This window comes from Pantoea sp. PNA 03-3, from assembly GCF_003201175.1.
GTDB lineage: Bacteria > Pseudomonadota > Gammaproteobacteria > Enterobacterales > Enterobacteriaceae > Pantoea > Pantoea stewartii.
In genome coordinates this window covers 110,539-128,949 of the sequence record NZ_QICO01000003.1, presented here as the reverse complement: position 1 = coordinate 128,949, position 18,411 = coordinate 110,539, and the positions used below count along the sequence as shown (strand labels likewise).

Here is an 18,411-nt window from a genome sequence, read left to right as displayed (position 1 = left end):
TTCTCGTCACGTGTTACTTGTTACGTAACATCGCTTCGATAAATTCTTTCCAGTTCCCCATTTCGGTGTCAATCATAGAACCCTCTCTTATTGTAGTGGCAATATTACGCCTTTTTTTTCGCCTGGTGAATACGTTTACACCTGTTAGTACTATCGGCAAAGACGCAAAAAAGCTGAGTCTTTTCTGATTTGCTGGCTGACGCACATTTCAGCAAAGCCTTAGCCTGACAGGTTTCGCGGGGTGCTTAACCAGGACGTAGCCTAAAAATGGCATTTAAGGAAATTCTTAAAGGAGAAGTGATAAATCAGGAAATCATTAGCGCTCAAACTGAAACCGTTTACGTACACCTCAGGGCTGTCTGTTTACGTATTTTATTCGATGCGGAGCGCCGCTGGCGGATGCTGCATAAGATCACACTATGGTAAACTGCTCAGCGCATTTTTACGGGACAGGAGTAGGCGATGAGCGGGCAATGGGTCATGTTTGGCATTAAAAATTGCGACACAATCAAAAAAGCACGGCGTTTTTTAGAGGCGGCCGGCGTGGATTATCGCTTTCATGATTACCGGGCTGACGGCCTGACCGACGAACAGCTCCAGCAGTTTATCGATGCCCTCGGTTATCAGGACCTGCTGAATACGCGCGGTACCACCTGGCGCAAGCTGCCCGAATCCGAGCGTGACAGCATTACGGATGCCGCCAGCGCCAAAGCGTTGATGCTGGCGCAGCCCGCGATCATTAAGCGCCCTGTGCTGCGCACCGCCGATGGCACCTTGCTGCTGGGTTTCAGTGAAACCCTTTACCAGAATCTTCTTCAGGAGAAGTCATAATATGTTTTGTCCGGTCATTGAGCTGACGCAGCAGCTTATTCGTCGTCCCTCTCTCAGCCCCGATGACGCCGGATGCCAGGCGCTGCTGATTGCCCGCCTGCAGGCAATCGGCTTCCACATCGAAACCATGAACATCGACGACACGCTGAACTTCTGGGCTACGCGCGGTGAAGGGGAAACCCTGGCCTTTGCTGGTCATACCGATGTGGTGCCACCGGGTGACGCCAGCCGCTGGATCAATCCGCCATTTGAGCCGACCATTCGCGACGGCATGTTGTTTGGTCGTGGTGCTGCCGACATGAAAGGCTCGCTGGCCGCCATGGTGGTTGCCGCAGAACGTTTTGTCGCAGTCAATCCTCACCACAAAGGGCGACTGGCGTTTCTGATTACTTCTGACGAAGAAGCCAGCGGCACCAACGGCACGGTCAAAGTGGTCGAGCGGCTGATGGCGCGTAACGAACGTCTGGATTATTGCCTGGTCGGCGAACCCTCCAGCAGCGAAATCGTGGGCGACGTCGTGAAAAACGGCCGCCGTGGCTCGATTACGGCTAACCTGACGGTACATGGGGTACAGGGCCATGTGGCCTACCCACAGCTGGCCGATAATCCGGTACACCGCGCGATGCCCGCGCTGAATGAACTGGTGGCAACCGAATGGGATCAGGGCAACGCGTTCTTCCCGGCCACCAGTATGCAGATCGCCAATATTCAGGCAGGCACCGGCAGCAATAACGTGATCCCCGGTGAACTGTTCGTGCAGTTCAATTTCCGCTTCAGTACCGAACTCACCGACAGCCTGATCCAGCAACGTGTGGCAGAACTGCTGGATCGCCATCAGTTGCGCTACACCATTGAATGGAAGCTGTCCGGTCAGCCCTTCCTGACGTCACGCGGTAAACTGGTGGATGCCGTAGTCAACGCCGTTACGCACTATAATGAAATTAAGCCGCAGTTGCAGACGTCTGGTGGCACCTCTGATGGGCGTTTTATTGCCCGCATGGGGTCGCAGGTGGTCGAACTGGGGCCTGTGAATGCCACGATTCACAAAATCAACGAGTGCGTGAAAGCATCCGATTTGCAGATGCTGAGCCGGATGTATCAACGCATCATGGAACAATTGATCGCCTGACAGCGAGGAAAGGAGCAGGCCTGTGGAGTTTATTAAAGATTACTGGTGGATCCTGGTGGTCCTGCTGATGGTCGGTGTGCTGATGAATGTGTATAAGGATTTGAAACGCATCGATCACAAAAAGTTTATGGATAACAAGCCCGATCTCCCGCCTCATCGTGATTTCAACGACAAATGGGATGACGACGAAGACTGGCCGAAGAAGAAATAACGCGTTTGCGCCCTCGCGGTCGCGAGGGCGTGCCCGGTTACATTGTCATAATCACATCATCATCGCCGGGTTTAGCCCCGCCCAACGCCTCGTCAAAGTAGCGTTTCGGCACCGTGTACTGCAGATGATGCAGGGCAAAATTCATGCTGCGGTGGTCGATGGCGTGGGCCAGATCGTCCACAACATTCAGCGTGACGTCACCGCCGAGTGCGGTTAAACGCTGTTCGGCCTGATGAGCATGTGCCAGTGGCACGCGGTCATCATAATCGCCATGAATCAGATGCACCGTCGTGCGGGTGCTGGCGCTCTCCGGCAGGGTAATAAAACGTCCGCTGAACACCACTGCGCGTCCCGCCAGATCGTTGTGCGCTTTGATGCCCTCCAGCACCATGCTTCCGCCCTGTGAAAACCCGACCAGCGCCGTGGCTTCCGGACTTATGCCGCTCTGCTGCTGCCAGTGACGAACGGACTCAACAAACTGCGGCATACTGGCGTTAACGCACTGCTGCTCGCTTTTATCATGAAGTCCGGCCTCACTAAACCATTGACCGCCAGGCCCTGGCGATCCCACCGACACGACCAGCGCCGCAGGGAAGGTTTTCGCAAACCAGCTGCCAATTTCCCCCATGGCGTCAGGGTTATCACCCACGGCATGGTAAAGCAAAAACAGCTGGGCAACTTTTGGGGGTTGCTGAACAATTACATATCTCAGTGTCATATCGACCTCCTGCTACTACTCTACGCGCCCTGGCGCAGGATCATATTGGGAATATTTGAACGAGTTGGTGGATTTATTGCAATTGCTGACGAAACCCTTCGCCATCAATGCTTTGCAACGCCAGAAGTGCTTCTGCGGCTTCCGCGCGCAGTGCGGTGATTAACGCCTTGCGTCCGTTTAGCTGCGCGGTCTGCGCCAGCCGGGACAGATTGGTGTCGGCCCTGACGGCCTGCCTGAGAAGGCGTAACGGAGCCTGGCTGACAATGACCAGACGCTGGAGCACCGCCAGGCTTGCTTCAAACGGGCGTTGTGCCCAGGCGAACCCGGCTGCGAGCCGGGCATCAAACGGGGTAAACGCGCAGTCATCGGCTGCGGACAAGGGCAATGCCAGTGGTATATGTGCGCTGAGAAATGACCAGTCCCGCGCCAACTGCTGCGCCGCTTTCTGCTGCAACTGCCTGCCGGACGACGTCAGTCCCAGCAGCGCCATCGCGGCATAGCAACCACTGCTGGCTTCGCGCTGGCTGCCAATGCGCGCTAACATAAAGCCACAGGCGCGCCAAAACGCCCATAACGCTTCAGTGTAGCCGAAACTCACCGAAATATAGTCGTATCCGGTCGCCGCCGCGCAGGCCGCCGTGACCAGTTGCCTGCCGGTTCCCTGACGGCGTCCGCGGGGTGCCACGGCAATCCGGCTGATACGTAAAGCCCGCAGCGTGGCGGCGTCGGTGAAACCGGCATGGGCCGCCAGTGACTGTGCCACCAGATTGCCGCGCGGCCGTCTGTGGCCCGCCCATACTGCCTGAGCTAACGCCTCGCTCAGTCCGCCCTCTTCCACCAGCCAGAGCGCGCCCTGCAATGCCGGGACAGTGCCCGCCAGCCACAGGTGCATACCTGGCGCATCCAGCAGGCGGCGTAAATCCAGCGGCGAGGTGCGATAATGAGCGCTGGTAAGCAGCTGATAAGCCGCCCGTAAGGCAGGCATATTCGTGCGTTCCGCCCGACGCGGACCGCCCACTTTCGCAGGGGGCATATCGGGCGTTTCTTCAAACAGTAGCGCCTGATTCAGCCAGTTTTCCAGCGGATCGTTGCGCGCCCAGCGCAGCGGTTCATCCAGCGTAAAATGGCGCACCTGCTCCAGCGCCGCACAAAACTTCAGCATAAAGCCACGTCCGCTGCCTTCATAACCCTGAATGGTCGTTACCAGCAACACGCGACGAAAACGCGCTACCAGCGCATGCAGCAGCGGTGCGGGAATCGCCGCCGCCTCATCGACAATAAGCCAGTCAACGTCTGGCACGGTTTCCAGAGCCAGAATGGCATCGGGCGCCATAAAGCGGTAGTGCTCACCCGCGAAGGCAGACAGGACGCCCGTAGCCACTTTTGCCGGGGCGGTAATAAGGCAACGTGTGTTCTGGCGGGCGAGCATCCCGGCCAGAGCCGATTTCCCTCTGCCGCGTGCAGCGGTCAGGACCGCCACGCCTGCAGAAAGGCCGTTCAGCTGACATAAGATTGTCTGCTGCTGGACGGTTGCCTGGCTGTGCCATTCCGGTAAGGCTGGCCAGTCGGGCACGTTAAGTGGCGACGGCTGCCGCAGTAAGAGTCCCTGCGCATCCTGTTCGATCAGGCGTTGCAGATGGCGGATAAAGTGAGGTGTGGCAATGGGTTCGCTGACGTCGGCCCAACGCAGGCTGTCCGCGTCGGGTTGCTGTGGCCACTGTCGCCACGGCGGCACTAACAGCAGCAGCCAGCTGCCAGCCGTCAGCGTGCCCGCCAGCGCGGCGAATGCCTCGGCATGAAAGCCCGATCGGGCATCGAAAACGGCATGATGAAACTCACGCCCCAGTAAGGTACGGAACGCCGCTGGCACACAATGCGGGCCGGGGCCGAGAGGGACGTCACTCAGACACAGCCAGTCGCCCGCCAGTGCGTCGAACCAGCGCGCAGCCATCGTCAGGCTGTAGTCAGCATCACCACTGATAACGGCTACGCGCCGTATGCCCGCCGACGCCATCGCGCGGCTGGCGGCCGCCAGCGTCATCCTTTACCGGCGAAGGTATCGCACTGGCCAGGATTGCCGGTGTCAAAGCCACGCTTAAACCAGGTATAGCGCTGTTGCGATGTACCATGGGTAAAGCTGTCGGGCACCACGCGCCCCTGACTTTTCTGCTGCAGGCGATCGTCGCCAATAGCTTCGGCGGCATTCAGGGCTTCCTGCAAATCGCCCACCTCAAGGATCTTCTCCTGTTCCATATAGTGGCCCCAGACGCCGGCAAAGCAGTCGGCCTGAAGTTCCATTTTAACGGACAGCTGATTGATCTGGCTTTGACTGGCGCCCTGCTGCATCTGGCGTACACGGGGCTCAATGCCCAGCAGCTTCTGCACATGGTGGCCGACTTCGTGTGCAATTACATAACCCTGCGCAAAATCACCGCCTGCGCCCAGTTTGTGTTTCATTTCGTCATAGAACGAAAGATCGATGTAGACGGTCTGGTCTGCCGGGCAATAAAACGGTCCCATAACCGACTGCCCGGTCCCGCAGCCGGTGCGCGTGGCACCGCGATACATTACCAGTTTGGGTGGCGTGTACTGCTTATGCATTTGTCTGAACAGCTTGTCCCAGGTATCTTCGGTCGTCGCCAGAATGACCGAGGTAAATTTGGCCGCTTCATCCTGATGGGGATCGGCGCTGCTCTGTTGCTGCTGCTGTTGGTTGCCCGGCGTCGCCTCGCCGCCCGTCAGCAAAGGCGTCAGGTCATAACCGTAATACCCCGCGACGGCGACCAGAATCAGCATGATAATGCCCGCTTTACCGCGTGGCAGAGGAATGCGTCCTCCTCCCATGCCCGATGACTGATTACGGCGGTCTTCAACATTGTCGCTTTCGCGACGTCCTTGCCAGCGCATGTTTTGCTCCCTGTGGCCTGTTATGCAGATGGCATGATTTTAGTTGTGTGAGGCCGCAATCACCAGCTTTCCACCAAAATGAAAAAGGAGAGCCCGCGCTCTCCTTTTGTCGACAGACGAAGGGCAGACTCAGTCCAGCTTCACGCCCAGGCGACGGGCCACCGCTTCGTAAGCTTCAATCAGGCCACCCAGGCTCTGACGGAAGCGGTCTTTGTCCATTTTATCCAGCGTTTCTTTGTCCCACAGGCGCGCACCGTCCGGGGAGAATTCATCACCCAGCACGACCTCGCCTTTAAACAGGCCAAACTCCAGCTTGAAGTCCACCAGGATCAGCCCGGCATCATCAAACAGTTTGCTCAGTACGTCGTTCGCCTTGTACGTCAGCTCTCGCATCCGCGCCAGGTTTTCTTTACTGACCCAGCCAAAGGTTTCGCAGTAGGATTCGTTGACCATCGGGTCATGCTTCTCGTCATCCTTCAGGAACAGGTCGAACAGCGGGGGATTCAGTACCATGCCCTCTTCAACGCCCAGGCGCTTAACCAGCGAACCCGCTGCGCGGTTACGAACGACGCATTCTACCGGTACCATCTCAAGCTTTTTCACCAGCGCTTCGTTATCCGACAGCAGGGCTTCCATCTGCGTCGGAATGCCCGCTTCCTGCAGCTTCGTCATGATGAAATGGTTGAACTTATTGTTGACCATGCCTTTGCGATCAAACTGCTCGATGCGGGCACCATCGCCTGCTGATGTATCGTTGCGGAACTCAAGTATCAGCAGATCCGGGTTATCGGTGCTGTATACGGTTTTCGCTTTACCGCGATACAACTCAGCTCGCTTTTGCATCTTATTAACTCCAAACATGAAAGATCCGGTTCTGAGGCAACATATTCAGGTCGATTGCCGTGACGCAATCGATTACCTCGACGTGCGCTATTATGCCAAAAAACAAAATAAAAAGGCCGGAGAATCTCCGGCCTGGGGTAATTTTATTTGTTCATTGCGGCCTGGAACACCGACACCAGCGCATCATTTTGCGCCTGCGTCAGCACATGGCCTTTAGGATCAATGAATTGCAGACTGGTTCGGTTATCGAGATCGCCAACCTGAACCTTGTAATCGCCGTTTGGCAGTTCAGGATCTTTGGCGCCAAGGCTGTCCCAGGTGCTGCTGCCCGGCGCTTTGTAGGTCACCTTCATGCTGCCGGTTGAACGGGTCGTGTCCGTGACGTCCATTCCGACGCGTTTCATTGCCGCAGGCAGGCGCTGCCAGGCGACGTTGAACGGCGTACGTAACACCAGCATAGGCAGGCCGGTATCATCCGCTGCACTCTGCACATCAATCGCACCGTTCACGCGGCCCGCTGCGGCGTTTTCATTCGCCGTGGCAACCTTGTCCATGCCCGCCGCAATCTCATTCAGCATCTGCGCGGTATAGCGTTGGATCTGCTCTGGCGAGGTGATGTTAGTGCCTTCCTGCTGCAGTTCCAGCAGACGCACGGTCAGCACCTGCTGATAGCTCTGTGATTTCACACTGATCTGGTAACGCCCGCGATATTGCTTGTCTTCATCTGCGCGGTTCCACTGCACCCAGTCGGTGGTCAGCTGCTGTCCGGCGTCATTGCGCGACGCAATCGGGAAGTTTTTCGCCTGCACAACGCCCACAACCTGCGACCAAATTGATCCACGGTTGTTGTCGAAAATCAGTGCGCCGGTGTTATTGCTGAACTGCGCGCGTGAGCCGTTCATCAAGGCCAGCGGCTGCGCCGGTGGACGGATATCCAGCTGCTTGCCAACCGGTGCCTGACTGGTTGACGGTGGGATATCGTATTCGCCGTTCTGAACAGGCAGAATCATGCCCGGCGGCGCTTTTAGCTCACGCAGCCCGCTGGCCTGCAGGTAAGATTCATCACCGCTGACCTGGCGCTTATAACGCTGATCGTTCGAACAGGCCGACAACAGCATCAGGGTGGAAAGCCCCACCACCGTTGCAATCGTTGACCGCTTTACTGAGTAATTCATTCACACTCCCTAAATTATCGCAAACCCGCTTTCACCAGCGCCTGCTCCACTTTTGGCTGTGAAACCGCCGTCAGTGGCGTCATTGGCAGACGCAGCGTGTCATTAGCGATTAATCCTAGCTGTTTTGCCGCCCATTTAACCGGGATTGGATTAGGTTCACAGAAAAGCGTCTGGTGCAGGTGCATCAGACGCTGATTCAGACGGCGAGCTTCAACGAAATTGCCCTGCTGTGCCAGTTTGCACAGTTCGGCCATTTCGCGTGCTGCTACGTTTGCCGTCACCGAAATGACGCCGTTACCGCCCAGTTGCATAAAGTCCAGTGCGCTGGCGTCGTCGCCACTCACCAGGATGAACGCATCATCAACCAGCTCTTGGATCTGGCTGACACGCGATAAGTTCCCGGTTGCCTCTTTGATTCCGATAATATTTTTGATTTCAGCGAGGCGGGCAACGGTTTCCGGCAACATATCACAACCGGTACGGGAAGGGACGTTATACAGCATCTGCGGCAGGCTGGTGCTCTCGGCAATCGCTTTAAAGTGCTGGTATAAGCCTTCCTGGGTAGGACGATTATAGTAAGGTGTGACCGTCAGGCAGCCAACAACGCCTGAATTTTCAAATCGTTTGGTCAGCGAGATGCCTTCCGCTGTGGCATTGGCGCCGGTGCCGGCAATCACGGGAATACGCCCATCCGCCAGATCCAGGGTTTGCAGCACCACATCACCATGTTCTTCATGGCTCAGGGTGGCTGATTCGCCGGTGGTGCCGACGGAAACGATCGCCGCAGTACCGCTGGCGACATGGTAATCAATCAGTTTTTTCAAACTCGCACGGCAGACATTACCTTTGTCATCCATCGGCGTAACGAGTGCAACAATACTTCCCGTAAACATTGGCGATCCCCTCGACAAACAAGTGCTTCATGGTACGGTTTACACTTAGGGAAAAGCAAGCAAGCTCCGCTATTCCCGCGCTTGTCAGCAGTTTTTTTTATGTTTACCTTATGGTTATTAGCAAATGCACAGGGAATCCTATTTTGTCGCAATCTCAACCCCATCACTTGGTGATCACCGCTCTGGGTGTTGACCGTCCGGGTATCGTTAATACGATTACTCGCCACGTCAGCAGTTGCGGTTGCAACATCGAAGACAGTCGCCTTGCCATGCTTGGGGATGAATTCACGTTCATTATGCTGCTGTCCGGCAGCTGGAACGCGATCACGCTGATTGAGTCCACGCTCCCGCTCAAAGGCGCAGAGCTGGAACTGCTGATCGTGATGAAGCGTACGCACGCTACCGCACGCCCACCGATGCCCGACACGGCCTTTATCCAGGTCGAGGTGGCTGACTCACCGCATATCATTGAGCGCTTTACGGATCTCACCGATAAGCACCAGATGAACATTGCGGAACTGGTTTCACGTATTCAGCCTGCTCAACACGGCAAGCCCGCCACACTCTATATTCAGATGACGGCACACAGCCCGACGCGCAGCGACGGCCCGGCATTTGAACTGGCGTTTAATGCGTTATGTCAGGAACTGAATGCACAGGGTTCGTTACGGCTTTACAGTCTGAGCGATGCGGACACCCACGAACTGGTTGTACCCGGCAGGTAAAGACGAGCGCCTCGCAGACTGTTCTGCTACGTTAAAAGTACGGTCAGGTGAGGAAACCGTCTGAAATTGATAATTTTCCATTTGGCTGTTTCTCGCCTCATGGTGTATTAACCACAGCATGAACCGAAAAAATGGAGAGATGTGATGAATCCACTGAAAGCCGGTGATACCGCACCGAAATTTAGCTTGCCCGATCAGGATGGCGAACAAGTGAATTTAGCCGACTTCCAGGGTCAGCGCGTTCTGGTCTACTTTTACCCTAAAGCCATGACGCCAGGCTGTACCGTTCAGGCATGTGGTCTGCGTGACAACATGGATGAGCTAAAAAAGGCGGGCGTTGAAGTCCTGGGAATCAGTACGGATAAACCGGAAAAGCTGTCACGTTTTGCAGAAAAAGAGCTGCTTAACTTCACGCTGCTGTCGGACGAAGATCACCAGGTATGCCAGCAGTTTGGCGTCTGGGGTGAAAAAACCTTTATGGGTAAAACCTACGACGGCATCCACCGCATCAGTTTCCTGGTCGATGCCAACGGCAAGATTGAAAAAGTGTTCGACGATTTCAAAACGTCCAATCACCACGACATCGTGATGGACTATCTTAAGTCTGCATGAGCCTCTCAGGGCGCGGTGAAAACCGCGCCCTGATTGTTTACCGACTCAGCGTTTCGTCAAGCGTGGCATCCGGCCAGGCATGCACCACCGCCTTCACCAGCGTGGCGAGCGGAATCGCAAAAAATACGCCCCAGAAGCCCCATAACCCACCAAAGATCACCACGGATAATATAATCACCAGCGGATGCAAATTAACCGCTTCGGAGAACAACACCGGAACTAACACATTGCCGTCCAGCGCCTGGATGACCAGGTAGACGGTCAGCAATGTCCAGAATTCCGTGCCCAGCCCCCACTGAAACAGGGCGACGCCAATGACCGGTATCGTTACCAGCATGGCCCCAATATAGGGAATCAGGACCGATATGCCTACCAGCACCGCCAGCAGCAGAGAGTAGTTGAGACCGAGATACAGAAACGCCAGCCAGCTGGCGATGCCGACGACGATCATTTCCAGCACCTTGCCACGAATATAGTTGGTGATTTGCTGATTCATTTCCTGCCACACCTCGGCGGCCAGACCACGGTTTCGCGGCAGAACACGTCGCACGGCGTTCAGCATCTGGTCTTTGTCTTTCAGCAGAATGAACACCATCAGGGGCACCAGCACCAGATAAATCATCAGCGTCATCAACCCGACCAGCGAGGCCAGTGAGTATTTCACCAGTGAGTCACCCACGCCGCTCAGACGACCACGCAGGTTCTCGACAATCACATCAATAATGCCGGCATCGACCAGCGCCGGGAAACGTCGGGGCAAACCGGCCGCGTAGAGATAGAGCTTGTTGAGCATGTTAGGCAGATCCCGCGTCAGGTTAATGCCCTGCTGCCACGCCACAGGCGCGACGATCAGCACTAACACCAGCAGGATGCCGGCAAACAGCACCAACACAATGCTGGTGGCCCAGCTGCGCGTGCAGCCAATACGTTGCAGGCGCACGGTTGGCCACTCAAGCAGATAAGCAAGAACCACGGCCACCAGCAACGGTGCCAGCAGGCCACTCAGGAAGAACAGAATGCAAAATCCCGCCAGCAGAATCACCAGCAGGCCAATCGCCTGTGGGTCGCTAAAACGGCGTTTGTACCATTGAATCAATAAAGCCAGCATGCCGTTGGGTCCATGACGTCATAAGGGGCCACGATTGTACCGGATATTTGGGGGCTGAAAAGGCGCGAAAACCGCGCTGACGAAAAATCCTCGCCGCTGGCGGCAGACCGTTGTACACCGCAGACGCTACGAATCAGATCGCGCCTGCGGCAATTCAGACCGGGCACCGGGCCCGGCTGCTGGCAGAGATGACGCCGTTAGGCCTCATTCACCCAGATACGCATCTCCCCTTCTCCGCGATTGGCCCAACAGAACCAGGGAATAAAGGTTAAGGTCTGGGGTTGCGCCAGCGCAGGTGCCTGATCGTAATGCCACAGCAGCTGTTGCTCGGGTTCACCCGCCGCTTTTCTGATCCCTTCCGCCTGAATCAGCACCTTGTGCGCAAAGACCCCCTTCCCTGCAAAGGTACGGAATGTCGCCGACGCAGGCAGCCACAGATTATGTAACTGCTCGCCGTTATCCGCCTGTTCCATGCAATAGATCAAGGGCCCGCGCTGAACGGCCACCTTGCCCGCCACATGGCGCACCAGCGGATTGCCGTAAACCCGGCGCACCGGCATGGGCAGGGTTAACGTTACCGTATCGCCTTCCTGCCAGTGACGGGTCAGATACAGGTAACCTTTGCGCGCCGCCTCGTTCACGTCCGTCCCGTTACAGGTTATCTGCGGCGACGTACACCAGTCGGGCAGGCGCAAGGCCAGCGTATGGTTCACAGGCTGGGTGGAATCGATGGTGATCGTGACGGTTTCCTGCCAGGGAAGATTACCGCTGATCCTCAGGCCCAACGTTTGATTGCCAACCGGGATCTCGACCCGGTTACCAATATAGAGATTGATAAACAGCGCATCCTCGCGCGGCGTATAAATATAGTGGCCGAGAGAGGTCAGCAAACGGGCGATATTGGGTGGGCAGCAGGCACAGCCGAACCAGCGCTGACGAACCGGTTTCACATGATCGTAAATATGATTAAAAGGCAGGCTTTTCGGATGGACTTCCAGCGGATTGACGTAAAAGAAATGTTTTCCGTCCAGCGCCATACCACCCAGTACTGTGTTATACAGGGCGCGCTCCATGACATCGGCGTACTGGCTGTCCGCCTCCATTTCCAGCATGCGACGGGCAAACATCATCAGCCCAATCGAGGCACAGCTTTCGGCATAAACCGTATCGTTCGGTAAGTCGTAATCGCTACTGAACGCTTCACCGCTGCTCTGCGAACCGATGCCGCCGGTAATATAGAGCTGTCGCTGCGCCATGTTGTGCCACAGACGCAGACAGTCCTGTCGTTTCGATTCATCCTGGCTCAGCCGTGCGAGGTGCGCGACACCGGTCATCAGATAGACAAAGCGCACGGCGTGCCCCACCGCCTGCTGCTGTTCCGCAAGAGGTTGGTGCGCCTGGCTGTAAGCCTTGTCCTTGATCATCCACGCGGGCCCATAGGTGTGCCAGTACGACGTCTGACCACGCTTCTGGTACTCATCATCATAGAAGTGCGGCTGCGTTCCCCGCTGCGTGACAAAATAGTCGGCCAGCGCCATGTAGCGCGGCTCCTGGGTCACGTCATACAGCCGCATCAGCGCCAGTTCGATCTCCGGGTGACCAGGATAACCGTGCAGCTGCTGCTCGCCGGGGCCAAACACGCTGTCGATGTGATCGGCGAGTTTGCACACCACCGCCAGCAGTCGTCGTTTGCCGGTGGCCTGAAAAAACGCTACGCCCGCCTCAATCATATGTCCGGCGCAGTAGAGCTCATGACACTCGGCCAGATTCGTCCAGCGATCCTGCGGGGCTTTTACCGTAAAGTAGGTGTTGAGATAGCCATCCTCACATTGCGCCGCCGCGACCAGCTCTATGACCTCATCGGCGGTCTTCTCCAGCTCAGCATCCGGCTTCTGGCACAGTGACCAGGCCACGGCTTCCAGCCACTTTGCCACGTCGCTGTCCTGGAACACCATCCCATAGAATTCGCCCGTCTGCTGGCCCGCCGCAATGCGGAAATTGGCTATGGCATGGCTCGGTTCGGCGTCGTCAACACGATCGTTAAGCGCGGCCCATTGATAAGGGATCACCACGTCCCGCACCAGATGCTGATACTGACCAAGAAACGGATCGTGAATCTGGAGCTTATGCAGATCGACTTCATTTACAGACATCATGCTCTCCTTAAGACTGGACATGGCGAATACGCAGGTCATGCGAAATCTGCGCCATCATCGGGTTAGTCAGCTTGCAGGCACGGACGGTAAAGGCCAGCAGCAGGTGAAAGAGGGCCGGTAACAGCGTTTCCATGGCGGTAATCGCATGCAGCGAAGCCGGGGTTTGATTGCCTGTGCCCGGTTTATAGGCCACCGCAATAAACAGCAGGCTGATGATGACGGCACTGGATGCCCATGCCAGCTTGATAAAGAACAGGTTAAAGGCGAAATTCATGCCCGATGAACGGACGCCGTTTTTCCACTCGCCATAGTCATCGGCAAAGGCCATCAGGGCGAAGTGCAGCGGCAGGGTAAACCCAAGAATGACACCATTACTCAGAATGACCACCAGCCAGAGACTCTGCCACGCCGACCCAACCGGCAGAAACCACATGCACAGCGCCACCGCCGCCAGCACGATATTGGTCCAGAAGTAAAGCCGGACGGTATCAATGCGTCTGGAAAGCGGATTCACGATGAACGAGCCCAAAATGGAGGCTAAGGTCACCATGGTAAAAAACAGGGAGGTATAGGCCGTGCTTCCCTGAAGGACATAGGTAATGAAGTACATGTAGCCGCCGCCGCGGATGTTGAAGACGTTAATCAGCAAAAAGGACATCAGCAGCATCAGTAACAACTGATCGTTTTTGCGTAACCCGGCCAGATGTTCCCGCAGGGTGAACTTGCCCAACGTATCCAGCGGTACGCGCTCCCGCACCCAAAAGAAACAGCACAGAAACATCACCACCGCCAGTCCGCACAGGATCCCGACCCCTGCGCGATAGCCGAGCACCGCGTTTCCTTTTCCCAGTTCAGCGACCAGCCACGGCAGCCCTACTGAGACCAGAAAGCCAGCCACACCACACAATACAAAGCGCCAGGACTGACAGGACAACACTTCCGAGTGGCGCGTCGTCATGGTGTTAATCAGCGCGCAATAGGGCACATTGATGGCGGTATAGCTGAGTGAGAGCAGCAGATAGGTCGCAAAGGCCCAGACCATTTTCATGTCCATGCTAAGCGCAGGCGCGGTGAAAGTCAGCGTGCCAATAATTCCGACAGGCAGGGCTATCCACAGTTGCCAGGGACGAAAGCGGCCCCACCGGCTGTGCGTGCGGTCCGCTATCACGCCCATCACCGGATCCGATATCGCATCAAAAATGCGCAGCACCATAAACAGCGTACCGACCAGCGCTGGCGTTAAGCCGAACACATCGGTGTAGAAAAAGGTTAGAAAATTCGTTATCAGGCAGGTAATGACGGTGCCACCGGCGTCACCCAGTCCGTAGCCGATTTTTTCACGCAGGGACAGTATCTGCTGTGTGTTCGACTGCGCCAGTGTGTTCTGTTCAAGTGTCGTAGACGTCATAAAGTCTTCCTCATGCAGGACAGAGAGGGTTGCCCGCTTTATAACGGGCTTATCGGTGTTTTGGCGCCTTACCCGATGTATTCTGTCAGGAATCGGCTAACCCACAAGAGAACGAAAAAGTATAAAAAAGGGAGGATTCCGACCTGAGCGTTAAACTGTGAGCTTGATCAGACACGGCGGCTATTTTTAGTTAATAATCAGGGAGAAGAGTCTAAAAAACGCTATCAGCAGCGGGAAAAGGCATCATGATGTTCGACTTATCCATCGCGTTTCCGGTTCGGGTGCAAAACGGCGGTCTGTTTATTTCGCGCGGGACAGGGTCACATCCGGCGCGCAGACTGACCTCCTGGGAAATTATTTTCGTTGAGCGTGGGCAACTCACTATCCGTGAGGACGACGTGCTGTTTCGCGTGACGGCGGGAGAAAGTTTACTGCTCAGGCCCGGGCACTGGCATGTGGGAGAAGGCGTATTTCCGCCTGATCTGAAATTTTACTGGCTGCATTTCGACTGGTTGAAACATCCTGTACCGCAGACAACGTTACACCAGAGCCTGCTGCACCTTCCTCAACATACGCGCGTAGGCGATCCGGCTTATGTCATTGCCCTGTTCCGGCAGTTTCTCAGTGAACAGCAGAATATTCACCGTAGCGTGGCGCTGGAGTGTATTTTACTGCTTATCCTGCAGCAGCTTACCGTCCCGGCCATGCAAGAGAACACCGTTGACAGCCCCGGTGCCGATCTGGCCTGGAAGGCGAATCAGCTGATTCGCACGCAGTATCATTTGCCCCTGTCCACTTCGGGTCTGGCGAAAACGCTGCACTGTAATGCAGATTACCTTGGGCGGGTTTACCGGCGCGTTTTCCGCTTAACGCTGACGGAAGCCATTCACCGCCAGCGTATCGTCATGGCAGAAAAATTGCTGACCGGGGATTCCCTCTCGTTAACCGATGTGGCGCGTCAGTGTGGCTTTAATGATGTCGGATACTTTCGCCAGATTTTTCGCAAGCTAACGGGCTTAACGCCCGTCAGCTGGAAGCGACGCTACTGCCGGGAACATATCAATTCCTGAGCGCAGCCCTGCTGCATCGGGCATCGTTTCTGCCTTCAGACGATGAAAGGGGTGCGCCGCTTTCGCGCTATTTCGCGACGACAGTGCAGTTACGTCCTGCGTTTTTGGCCTGATAGAGCGCATCGTCGGCACGCTTCAGACTGGTTTCCAGCGGCACGCGGCGTGCACTCCATTCGGCCACGCCAATTGAGAGCGTGATATTGCCGACATTTTCCACCGCCTCGCCTGCGATGCTCAGACGTATGCGCTCAGCGATGGCCTCGGCGTCGGCCAGACTGGTATCCGGTAACAGCATCAGGAACTCTTCCCCGCCGTTACGGCTGACAATATCCTGCTTTCTGGCGCTTTGCTGGAGCGTTCTGGCCACCTGCTGGATCACCCGGTCGCCGACGTCATGGCCCCAGTTATCGTTAACGTTTTTGAAATGATCGATATCCAGTGCCAGCACGGCAAAAGGCTGTTGCAGCGTCTGAAAATAATCGAGCACGGCATTCAGGCCACGTCGGTTGAGGAGCTGGGTCAGCGGATCGGTTTGTGCCTCAGAACTCAGACGGCCAATCTTATCCTGCACCAGCCCGATACCGGTCAGCAGGGCACGTTTCACCTGCGCCGCCTCAAAATACCAGGCATGAATGCCGCCGATATCGTTGGTGGCGCTCTGACCATCAATCTTGCTGGCTTTGCGGGCCAGTTGCCAGAGCGGCATAGCGATCATCCGGGCCAGAATCACCGCTACCAGCAAGGTCAGAAGCGCGAAGGGAACCGAGTGTTTCAGGACTTTAAGTATCAGACCCGACAGCGGTTGCAACGTCGCGTCTACCGGTTTTAGCGCCACGACCATCCAGCCCGTGGTCGGAACGATGGCATAGCCCGCCAGCCGGGTGGGTTTGTCGGTTTCCGTTAACACCAGTGAACCGTTGTCTTTTTCCTGCCGTTCGCGGTCGCTCAACAGCGGCGGTATGGTTTTGCCAACCAGTTGCCGGTTCTGGTGATAGAGCACCTGATTATTGCTGTCGAGCACAAAGACGCTGGTGCCGTCCCGGTAAAACTGTTCACCCAGCAGGGCATTCAGAATGCTTTTCTTTTTCAGGTAAATGGTGCCGCCGACATAACCGAGATAGTGTCCCTGACTGTTCCAGATGGGCCATGAGACAAAGATAAGCAGGTTATTGGCGGCGGAAACCGTGGGCTTGCTGATCATGGGCTGCCGGGTTTGCAGCGCTTCACGTGACGCATCACTGGTCAGATGCATGCCGGTCAGGGTCAGCGACTCCGGCGAGATGGCCCGCACCGTACCGTTTTCATCCACGACGGCCACCGAGTTAAAACTGTCCGTCTGCTCGCGCAGGCGATTCACTTCCGTTTTTAACAGTTCTTCGTTATCGAAATCCTTTCCCAGTACATTGGCACTAAAGTGCAACTGTGACTGCGCCAGACGAAAAAAAACCTCACTGGTCGAGGCCAGCTTAGCCGCGTAGGCGCGATTGGCTTCCAGCGTACTGTCGATCAGCACCATGCGCTGCACGCGCCATGTGGCATATAAATTATTGGCCAGGGTGATAACGATGCTGATGATGACCAGCAGCGCAATAAGCGTGCGTAAGTCAGCTCTTGGACGGAAATTCATTAACATGGCGTTGACGCCACAGTGCGAAAATTCATTGTGCTGTGCCTGGCTCTGTTGTTTTTATCATATCGCGGTTCTACAGCCTGTAAGTCTACACGCTGTAGGACATTTTGAGCAGGCTTAAGCACAGTACAGTTCAAAAAATCGCCCTGACGCGCATTTAATCGATTAAACCGTTTTCGTCATAGAAGGGCCAGGGGCCGTCGTAGTCGCCGATTACGCACTGGTGGGTGGTCATGCCCTGCTCCCGTTGCCAGCGATGCAGCAAAAACCCCGCCGGTTCCAGCACAAAATTGGCCGGGCCATCCGGTTGTAGATCCAGCGCAACCTGGTGAGAAACGCCGGGCGCAATACAGGCCAGCGTGCCGGCAAACCGCGTCTGAACAGCCCGATGTACATGCCCACACAGCACCCGTTCAACCTGGGGATGGCGGGCAATAATCGCCGCCAGTGCTTCGGGCTGACGTAATCGCTGACGGTCCATATGATCAATACCGCAGACAAACGGCGGATGGTGCAGCATCACCAATGTGGGCATGTCTGGTGACGCAGTGAGTGCGTCATCCAGCCAGCGAAGCTGCCGATCATCAAGTTCACCCCATGGCTGGTGCGGCACGCTGGAATCCAGCGCCAGTAGCTGGACGTCCCTGACGATAAGCCGCCAGTTGAGCGTCGGGCCCTGTTGCAGATAAGTGTGATCGGGAAACGCGGCCCGCAGGGCCTGGCGGTCGTCATGATTACCTGCCATCAGGTAAAAGGGCCGTTCCAGCCCCTCCAGCGCCTGGCGCAGCGTCTGGTACTCTGCGGCGGTGCCGAAATCCACCAGGTCACCGGTAATCACGACCACGTCAGGACGCGGTTGCAGTGCATTCAGCGTGGCGATGGCCCGCAGTAACGCCGTGTGCGTATCGACTTTCTTATACGACAAACGCCCCTGCGCTTTAATATGTAAGTCACTGATCTGTGCGATCAGCGTAGGATTAGCGGACACTCTTTCA

General features: G+C 56.1%; 18 protein-coding genes. 6 read left to right on the top strand and 12 right to left on the bottom strand.

Annotation, left to right across the window (positions count from 1 at the left end):
- Window positions 1-13: 13 nt before the first annotated feature.
- Window positions 14-76, bottom strand: a complete 63-nt coding sequence (gene ypfM, locus C7433_RS24120; protein WP_139015967.1) for a protein YpfM — start codon at window positions 74-76, stop codon at window positions 14-16.
- 386 nt (window positions 77-462) lie between these two features.
- Between ypfM and C7433_RS10435 the strand changes: the two genes are divergently transcribed.
- From C7433_RS10435 to C7433_RS10425, 3 genes are read left to right on the top strand one after another with little or no spacing between them, the layout of a single operon-like run.
- A complete protein-coding gene (locus tag C7433_RS10435) occupies window positions 463-831 on the top strand; it encodes an ArsC family reductase (RefSeq protein WP_006120416.1) in 369 nt (122 codons plus the stop codon).
- A gap of 1 nt (window position 832) precedes the next feature.
- Window positions 833-1,960: a succinyl-diaminopimelate desuccinylase gene (dapE, locus tag C7433_RS10430; RefSeq protein WP_006120418.1), complete on the top strand. Its 1,128-nt coding sequence runs from the start codon at window positions 833-835 to the stop codon at window positions 1,958-1,960.
- A gap of 22 nt (window positions 1,961-1,982) precedes the next feature.
- On the top strand, window positions 1,983-2,171 hold the full coding sequence (locus C7433_RS10425) for a YpfN family protein (RefSeq protein ID WP_006120420.1): 189 nt from the start codon (window positions 1,983-1,985) through the stop codon (window positions 2,169-2,171).
- Window positions 2,172-2,208: 37 nt separating this feature from the next.
- Here the strand turns inward: C7433_RS10425 and ypfH are convergent, their stop codons facing one another.
- The 6 genes from ypfH to dapA form a co-directional block, all read right to left on the bottom strand.
- Window positions 2,209-2,889, bottom strand: a complete 681-nt coding sequence (gene ypfH, locus C7433_RS10420) for an esterase (RefSeq protein WP_006120422.1) — start codon at window positions 2,887-2,889, stop codon at window positions 2,209-2,211.
- 73 nt (window positions 2,890-2,962) lie between these two features.
- Window positions 2,963-4,930 carry a tRNA(Met) cytidine acetyltransferase TmcA gene (locus tag C7433_RS10415; RefSeq protein ID WP_110268137.1) on the bottom strand — a complete coding sequence of 656 codons (1,968 nt, stop codon included), beginning with the start codon at window positions 4,928-4,930 and terminating at the stop codon, window positions 2,963-2,965.
- Complete coding sequence (locus tag C7433_RS10410; RefSeq protein WP_110268136.1) at window positions 4,927-5,796, bottom strand: neutral zinc metallopeptidase; 870 nt, start codon at window positions 5,794-5,796, stop codon at window positions 4,927-4,929. The genes C7433_RS10415 and C7433_RS10410 overlap by 4 nt, the downstream gene beginning before the upstream one ends.
- Before the next feature lie 129 nt (window positions 5,797-5,925).
- Window positions 5,926-6,639 (bottom strand): phosphoribosylaminoimidazolesuccinocarboxamide synthase, encoded by a 714-nt coding sequence (gene purC / locus C7433_RS10405; protein WP_033740988.1) that lies wholly within the window; start codon window positions 6,637-6,639, stop codon window positions 5,926-5,928.
- Window positions 6,640-6,782: 143 nt separating this feature from the next.
- A complete protein-coding gene (gene bamC / locus C7433_RS10400; protein WP_033740841.1) occupies window positions 6,783-7,814 on the bottom strand; it encodes an outer membrane protein assembly factor BamC in 1,032 nt (343 codons plus the stop codon).
- 14 nt (window positions 7,815-7,828) lie between these two features.
- Window positions 7,829-8,707: a 4-hydroxy-tetrahydrodipicolinate synthase gene (gene dapA / locus C7433_RS10395; RefSeq protein ID WP_110268135.1), complete on the bottom strand. Its 879-nt coding sequence runs from the start codon at window positions 8,705-8,707 to the stop codon at window positions 7,829-7,831.
- A 110-nt stretch (window positions 8,708-8,817) separates the two neighbouring features.
- On the opposite strand from dapA, the gene C7433_RS10390 reads away from it, so the two are divergent.
- The gene (locus C7433_RS10390; protein ID WP_369974380.1) at window positions 8,818-9,432 is read left to right on the top strand and encodes a glycine cleavage system transcriptional repressor; all 615 of its coding nucleotides are present in this window, start codon (window positions 8,818-8,820) and stop codon (window positions 9,430-9,432) included.
- A gap of 144 nt (window positions 9,433-9,576) precedes the next feature.
- Window positions 9,577-10,044: a thioredoxin-dependent thiol peroxidase gene (gene bcp, locus C7433_RS10385; protein ID WP_006120436.1), complete on the top strand. Its 468-nt coding sequence runs from the start codon at window positions 9,577-9,579 to the stop codon at window positions 10,042-10,044.
- Window positions 10,045-10,081: 37 nt separating this feature from the next.
- Here the strand turns inward: bcp and C7433_RS10380 are convergent, their stop codons facing one another.
- The 3 genes from C7433_RS10380 to C7433_RS10370 form a co-directional block, all read right to left on the bottom strand.
- Window positions 10,082-11,152 carry an AI-2E family transporter gene (locus tag C7433_RS10380; RefSeq protein WP_110268134.1) on the bottom strand — a complete coding sequence of 357 codons (1,071 nt, stop codon included), beginning with the start codon at window positions 11,150-11,152 and terminating at the stop codon, window positions 10,082-10,084.
- 197 nt (window positions 11,153-11,349) lie between these two features.
- The gene (locus tag C7433_RS10375; RefSeq protein WP_110268133.1) at window positions 11,350-13,305 is read right to left on the bottom strand and encodes a glycoside hydrolase family 127 protein; all 1,956 of its coding nucleotides are present in this window, start codon (window positions 13,303-13,305) and stop codon (window positions 11,350-11,352) included.
- A gap of 10 nt (window positions 13,306-13,315) precedes the next feature.
- Window positions 13,316-14,716, bottom strand: coding sequence for an MFS transporter (locus C7433_RS10370; RefSeq protein WP_110268132.1), 1,401 nt, complete (start codon window positions 14,714-14,716; stop codon window positions 13,316-13,318).
- A 248-nt stretch (window positions 14,717-14,964) separates the two neighbouring features.
- Between C7433_RS10370 and C7433_RS10360 the strand changes: the two genes are divergently transcribed.
- Window positions 14,965-15,786, top strand: a complete 822-nt coding sequence (locus C7433_RS10360; RefSeq protein ID WP_110268131.1) for an AraC family transcriptional regulator — start codon at window positions 14,965-14,967, stop codon at window positions 15,784-15,786.
- Between the two features lie 67 nt (window positions 15,787-15,853).
- Here the strand turns inward: C7433_RS10360 and C7433_RS10355 are convergent, their stop codons facing one another.
- Both C7433_RS10355 and C7433_RS10350 read right to left on the bottom strand, forming a co-directional pair.
- Complete coding sequence (locus C7433_RS10355; RefSeq protein ID WP_033740847.1) at window positions 15,854-17,419, bottom strand: sensor domain-containing diguanylate cyclase; 1,566 nt, start codon at window positions 17,417-17,419, stop codon at window positions 15,854-15,856.
- 154 nt (window positions 17,420-17,573) lie between these two features.
- On the bottom strand, window positions 17,574-18,404 hold the full coding sequence (locus C7433_RS10350) for a phosphodiesterase (RefSeq protein WP_110268130.1): 831 nt from the start codon (window positions 18,402-18,404) through the stop codon (window positions 17,574-17,576).
- Between the last annotated feature and the right edge of the window lie 7 nt (window positions 18,405-18,411).

Coding starts and splice junctions, on each gene's coding strand:
- C7433_RS10435 (WP_006120416.1), top strand. CDS start 463: ATGAGCGGGCAATGGGTCATGTTTGGCATTAAAAATTGCGACACAATC.
- dapE (WP_006120418.1), top strand. CDS start 833: ATGTTTTGTCCGGTCATTGAGCTGACGCAGCAGCTTATTCGTCGTCCC.
- ypfH (WP_006120422.1), bottom strand. CDS start 2,889: ATGACACTGAGATATGTAATTGTTCAGCAACCCCCAAAAGTTGCCCAG.
- C7433_RS10415 (WP_110268137.1), bottom strand. CDS start 4,930: ATGACGCTGGCGGCCGCCAGCCGCGCGATGGCGTCGGCGGGCATACGG.
- C7433_RS10410 (WP_110268136.1), bottom strand. CDS start 5,796: ATGCGCTGGCAAGGACGTCGCGAAAGCGACAATGTTGAAGACCGCCGT.
- purC (WP_033740988.1), bottom strand. CDS start 6,639: ATGCAAAAGCGAGCTGAGTTGTATCGCGGTAAAGCGAAAACCGTATAC.
- bamC (WP_033740841.1), bottom strand. CDS start 7,814: ATGAATTACTCAGTAAAGCGGTCAACGATTGCAACGGTGGTGGGGCTT.
- dapA (WP_110268135.1), bottom strand. CDS start 8,707: ATGTTTACGGGAAGTATTGTTGCACTCGTTACGCCGATGGATGACAAA.
- C7433_RS10390 (WP_369974380.1), top strand. CDS start 8,818: ATGGTTATTAGCAAATGCACAGGGAATCCTATTTTGTCGCAATCTCAA.
- bcp (WP_006120436.1), top strand. CDS start 9,577: ATGAATCCACTGAAAGCCGGTGATACCGCACCGAAATTTAGCTTGCCC.
- C7433_RS10380 (WP_110268134.1), bottom strand. CDS start 11,152: ATGCTGGCTTTATTGATTCAATGGTACAAACGCCGTTTTAGCGACCCA.
- C7433_RS10375 (WP_110268133.1), bottom strand. CDS start 13,305: ATGTCTGTAAATGAAGTCGATCTGCATAAGCTCCAGATTCACGATCCG.
- C7433_RS10370 (WP_110268132.1), bottom strand. CDS start 14,716: ATGACGTCTACGACACTTGAACAGAACACACTGGCGCAGTCGAACACA.
- C7433_RS10360 (WP_110268131.1), top strand. CDS start 14,965: ATGTTCGACTTATCCATCGCGTTTCCGGTTCGGGTGCAAAACGGCGGT.
- C7433_RS10355 (WP_033740847.1), bottom strand. CDS start 17,419: ATGTTAATGAATTTCCGTCCAAGAGCTGACTTACGCACGCTTATTGCG.